Source organism: Spirosoma sp. (genome assembly GCF_048594605.1).
Classification (GTDB): Bacteria; Bacteroidota; Bacteroidia; order Cytophagales; family Spirosomataceae; genus Spirosoma.
This window is the reverse complement of sequence record NZ_JBMDWV010000379.1, coordinates 1-4,884: the sequence shown is the minus strand read 5'-3', so window position 1 is coordinate 4,884 and position 4,884 is coordinate 1. Positions and strand designations below refer to the sequence as shown.

Annotated in this window: 5 protein-coding genes; 3 read left to right on the top strand and 2 right to left on the bottom strand. The window is 45.3% G+C overall.

Annotated features, from left to right (window positions below; all coding sequences use genetic code 11):
• On the bottom strand, positions 1 to 652 hold a 652-nt coding region (locus ACOJS8_RS23675; RefSeq protein ID WP_420151032.1), incomplete at its 3' end, for an AI-2E family transporter.
• Between the two features lie 290 nt (positions 653 to 942).
• On the opposite strand from ACOJS8_RS23675, the gene ACOJS8_RS23670 reads away from it, so the two are divergent.
• Positions 943 to 1,650: a response regulator transcription factor gene (locus ACOJS8_RS23670; RefSeq protein WP_420151031.1), complete on the top strand. Its 708-nt coding sequence runs from the start codon at positions 943 to 945 to the stop codon at positions 1,648 to 1,650.
• A gap of 111 nt (positions 1,651 to 1,761) precedes the next feature.
• Entirely contained in the window at positions 1,762 to 2,796 is a 1,035-nt protein-coding gene (locus ACOJS8_RS23665; RefSeq protein WP_420151030.1) for a sensor histidine kinase, read from the top strand.
• Between the two features lie 9 nt (positions 2,797 to 2,805).
• Here ACOJS8_RS23665 and ACOJS8_RS23660 read toward each other — a convergent pair whose 3' ends face one another.
• Entirely contained in the window at positions 2,806 to 4,071 is a 1,266-nt protein-coding gene (locus tag ACOJS8_RS23660) for an aspartyl protease family protein (protein ID WP_420151029.1), read from the bottom strand.
• A 250-nt stretch (positions 4,072 to 4,321) separates the two neighbouring features.
• On the opposite strand from ACOJS8_RS23660, the gene tpiA reads away from it, so the two are divergent.
• A partial coding sequence (gene tpiA / locus ACOJS8_RS23655) for a triose-phosphate isomerase (protein ID WP_420151028.1) occupies positions 4,322 to 4,884 on the top strand: 563 nt, incomplete at its 3' end.

Here is a 4,884-nt window from a genome sequence, read left to right as displayed (position 1 = left end):
CGATAATCAGAATTACTAATACCAGACCGGCGAGATAGTCTTTTACAACCTCGTAAATCGACGTCAGTATACTATCAATCTTCGACCGGCGTGTGTTTTTAAGCACTTTATAAAAAAACGACCGGAAGAAATCACGATAGAGCAGAAAGAAAAAAGCAAAGAGTAAGATCAGAAATATATTCGTGATGATGCTGGTTGTTGTCAGAAGCGTAGTCGTTACGATAGTTCCCGCTTCGGACAACGCCTGCGTCAGGTATTTACGGATCTCGGCAACCTGCCTTTGTCGATCGATGTTCAAACGCTCATCTGCAAACGTCTGAATGCTGGCGATATACGCATTGCCACGTTTGATAAACTGTGGTATTACTTCAGAAAAATTACTGATCTGAATAGAGACAGCATAAAACAAGCCAATCAGGGCGGCTAATGTCACGATTAAACAGATCACAACGGCTAAAATGCGCGGTATGCGCCAATTCTCAAGCTGTTGCGCCATCGGAAAGAGCAGGACAGCAAAGAGAATGGCAAAAACCAATGGGATAAGCAATCCTTCCAGGACATACAGTCCGTAAATGATAATTACCAGTGAAATTAATACGCAAGTGATTTTAGCGTAAGAAGGAAACGAAACCTCTGGCGAACGGGTATCCATGATTTAGTGAGGTGCGGCAGCACTTATGAACTTGTTTTCAGCGTCCGACAGGTTAACCATGTAACCAACCAGTCAGTATTGGATTTGTTCAGACAATATCAGGCTTAATCGCGAATAAATCAGTGCCAGCGCTGTGCCAAAGTTGAAAGAAACTCATTGATAAGCTGTTAAGTTTTTGTTAAGTATGCATTTGGGATTGGTAACGTTGGGGATAAGACGCGTAAATTCGGGCGGTCAATGTCCCATGACCTACCATATATATTGCGGGACATTTTTTAACCCAACTTCGTATGAGTGCTGGTAAAGCTGCTCAATCCAAGCATCGAATTTTAGTCGTAGATGACGACACCGACATCGTTGAGATGCTCGAATACAACCTCACTAAAGAGGGATACGATGTTCAAACAGCAACTGATGGCCGTCGGGCAATCGAGGTAGCCAAGGTGTACTCGCCTGAATTAGTTCTGCTGGACATCATGATGCCGCACATGGATGGCATTGAAACAGGCCGCCAATTACGTGACGTAGCGGAATTACGGCAAACGTATATTATTTATCTGACAGCCAGATCGGAAGAGTATTCTGAAGTTGCCGCATTTGATGTCGGTGCCGACGATTACATCACAAAGCCTATCAAACCCCGGGCGTTGATGAGTCGTATCAATGCGCTGTTCCGGCGAGAAGCCCAGAAAGCTGATCCCGGTGAGCAGATTGTTATTGCCGACTTGCTCATCAACCGAAAAAATTATTCGGTTAGCCAAAACGATAAGTCTGTAATCCTGCCAAAAAAAGAATTTGAGTTATTGTTTTTCTTGGCTCAGCATCCAAACAAAGTGTGTAGTCGGGAAGAGCTTCTGCAGAAAATTTGGGGGGCTGATATCTACGTCCTCGAACGTACTGTAGACGTCCATATCCGCAAGCTTCGCGAAAAAATTGGGGATACGCATATCCGAACCCTGAAAGGTGTAGGATACATGTTTACCGATCAACCGGAATAAAAAGTTGTGGCGTTATACGGTTATCGGGTTATACAGTTTGCTCCGCTGAGTTAGCCTGCGGGACAAAACTGTATAACCCGGTAACTTTACCACGTCATAACTCTGCAACTCATGTCGCTGAGCCCTCGTTTTATTGCTCTTTTACTGGCTTGCCTGATTTCGGCATTGACGCTTACTTTTTTGGCGTTCGTAGAAGGTGTAACAAGTACCATGCTATTTGTGGCTGGCCTTTCTTCTTTCATCATTTCATTCTTTCTGGTTTATTACGCTATTGAACTTCTTGTCTTTCGGGAAGTAAACAAGATGTATAAAACCATCCACCAACTCAAAATTCGTGACTTCAGCATCTCCCGTAAAGCGATAATTCAGAATACGAATCCGTTTAAAAAGCTGAATGATGAGATTTTTGTGTACGTCGCTAAAAAACAAAAGGAAATCGACGAGCTGAAGCGTCTGGAGCAGTTTCGGCGTGAGTTTCTGGCCGACGTATCCCATGAATTAAAAACGCCCATTTTTGCGGCTCAGGGGTTTATTCATACACTTATCGACGGAGCCGTAGATGATGAACGGGTTCGCGACAAGTTCTTGTCCAAAGCCGCTAAAAGTCTTGATGGACTGGACGCTCTGGTGAAAGACTTAGTAACCTTATCCCAACTGGAGACAGGTGAGGTCAAAATGAGTTTTGAGCGTGTAGACCTTATTCAGATTACAGAAGAGGTTTTTGAGCAGTTGGAGAAGGTTGCGCAGGCTAAAGGGGCATCCTTCTCATTAAAGCTGCCCCCTGCCGATACCGTCTGGGTAAAGGCTGATCCACAACGTATCACGCAGGTAATGACCAATCTTGTCGAAAATGCGGTGAAATACGGCAACGAAAATGGCCGGGTGGTTGTGACTTTAGAAGAAGAGAAAAAACATATCCTAGTGTCGGTGCGCGACAACGGGCCCGGGATTCCGCCTGAGCACTTAAGTCGGATTTTTGAGCGCTTTTACCGGGTCGAGAAGAGCCGTTCCAAAGATCGGGGAGGTACCGGCCTGGGCCTGGCCATCGTAAAGCATATTCTGAACGCTCATAAAACGAAAATCACCGTAATGAGCAAAGTAGAAAAGGGTACTACGTTCCGATTTAAGCTGGAGCGGATGGACTAGACCGGTCCGCTATATTAAGCGTTTAAGTGCAAATTGAGCAATAACAATCTGACCGTTCCGGCGAACTAGCATCGAGATTTCTTTCCCTTCCCCTTTCTGGAGGAGTTTATAGACATCGCTAATAGTGAGGTCATGAGCCGACGTATTATTCACAAAAAGCACTTCGTCTCCTTCCAGCAAGCCCGCCATATCGGCCGGTGAGCCTTCAACAATTTTTTCGACGTAATACTTGTGAAAATCATTGCCTCTGGCCCGAAGTTCCAGGCCGCTCATGTCGTGCTCAAAGCTTTCTTTCATAAGCCGTTTAACAGGCTTCAGGACAATGTACTGATCAGGGTAATTGAACGTAACATTGAATCGACGTAGTAGCTCGCAGCCAACGTTGCCCTGACGCTCAGGCATGTTTACCAGCTTCATTCCATAAGCAATACTGTCTGGAAAAGAAGCCAGGATGTTATCCATCTCGTAACGTCCAAACCGAATTTTCTGAATTCGCCCCAACGATCCGTTGATCACGCCGTTCAAACCGCGCCCTAACTGAGCCCTGATGTTTTTTTCGGGAATAGGCATAGCTGCTGTACTACGTGACCGGTCGAGCAACAAAGCGTGACCTGCGCCCGTGTCGAGTACGACCCGCAACGGCATAACTTTTTCGCCGTCAAAAACCGATAAAGCGTCCGTATAAGCTTTGGTATCCTGAATTGTAATCGGATAACGGTCGCCCTTGCGCTTCCGGTAATGATATTTGTCAGGCCGGCTTATCATAATTTCACGGCGCTGAAAATCAACATTTACCACAAAATTGGCGAAGATTTCATAACCAAAAATGCCGTGAACAGGCGTACCAACATACTCCGATAGCTTAAGAATATCTTCGTCCAGAATAACCAGGTTATGGTGCGCTGCCCGCAAGCCGCCCAGACTTAACATATTGTTGATAGCAATAGAAGCCGTCAGCGTACCGCCTTCTCCGGCTCCATTGAGCTTGACTTTACGACTAAGTATCAGCGGTTTTTTACGAAAAGCCGCGGGGTCTGTAACAATCGTATTGCTAACTCCCGTATCCAGAATGAATTGTAACGTATCAGAATCGTTTACCTTAACCGGAACGATAATAAGATTCGAGTGAAGTTTGAAAGGAATACGTGTCCAGGTTCGGTTACCAGCGATAAAAAACCCATATCGGTCTTTATCGGGTGTACGCCGTTCGTCATCGCCCCGTGCCGCAGCCAGACAGATGCCTATTAGTCCGATTACTAATACCAGCGTTTTCATGAGTAGTAGTTGTTGTTCCTACAGTTGCAGCATTGAAATTACGTATTTTTTATCCGAATAACACAATAAACAAACAATAAGTTTTTTAATGGTTCGCCCCTGGTAATGGCCTAAATCGATTCCGACAAAATTTAGTACTACGCCGTTAACGGGTTCGGTTTAAATGTTCTAATTTCGCCCCGAAAAAGCGAATATTTCTGCTCTTTACTTTTTTACTACGTTCTGATTTTCACTCTATTATTATTCTGTTATGCGTAAAAAAATTGTTGCTGGCAACTGGAAAATGAACAAGACAGCCGAAGAAGCGAAGAGCTTACTCTCGGAGGTAATCAATATGGTTAAAGACGAAGTTACGGGTGAGGTTAACGTAGTGTTGTGTCCTCCTGCTTTGTACCTTAGTACGGCTCGTCAATACGTTACTCCCGGAAGCAAGATTTCTTTGGGCGCACAGAATTGCCACGAAAAAGAATCAGGAGCTTACACAGGCGAAATTTCGGCGCCAATGCTACAGTCTATTGGTGTTGAATACGTGATTCTGGGGCACAGCGAACGGCGTCAATATTTCGGTGAAACGAACGCGCAATTAGCCGAGAAAGTTAACAGTGCCCTTGCCAGCGGCCTTACGCCTATTTTCTGCTGCGGTGAATCACGCGATCTTCGGGAAAACGGTGATTACATCGGCTTCGTAAAGGATCAGCTTACCGACAGTTTGTTTCACCTTGCGGCTGAGTCATTTGCGAAAGTTGTTATTGCCTACGAACCGATCTGGGCGATTGGTCCAGGATTAACAGCCTCCTCAGCCCAGGCGCAGGA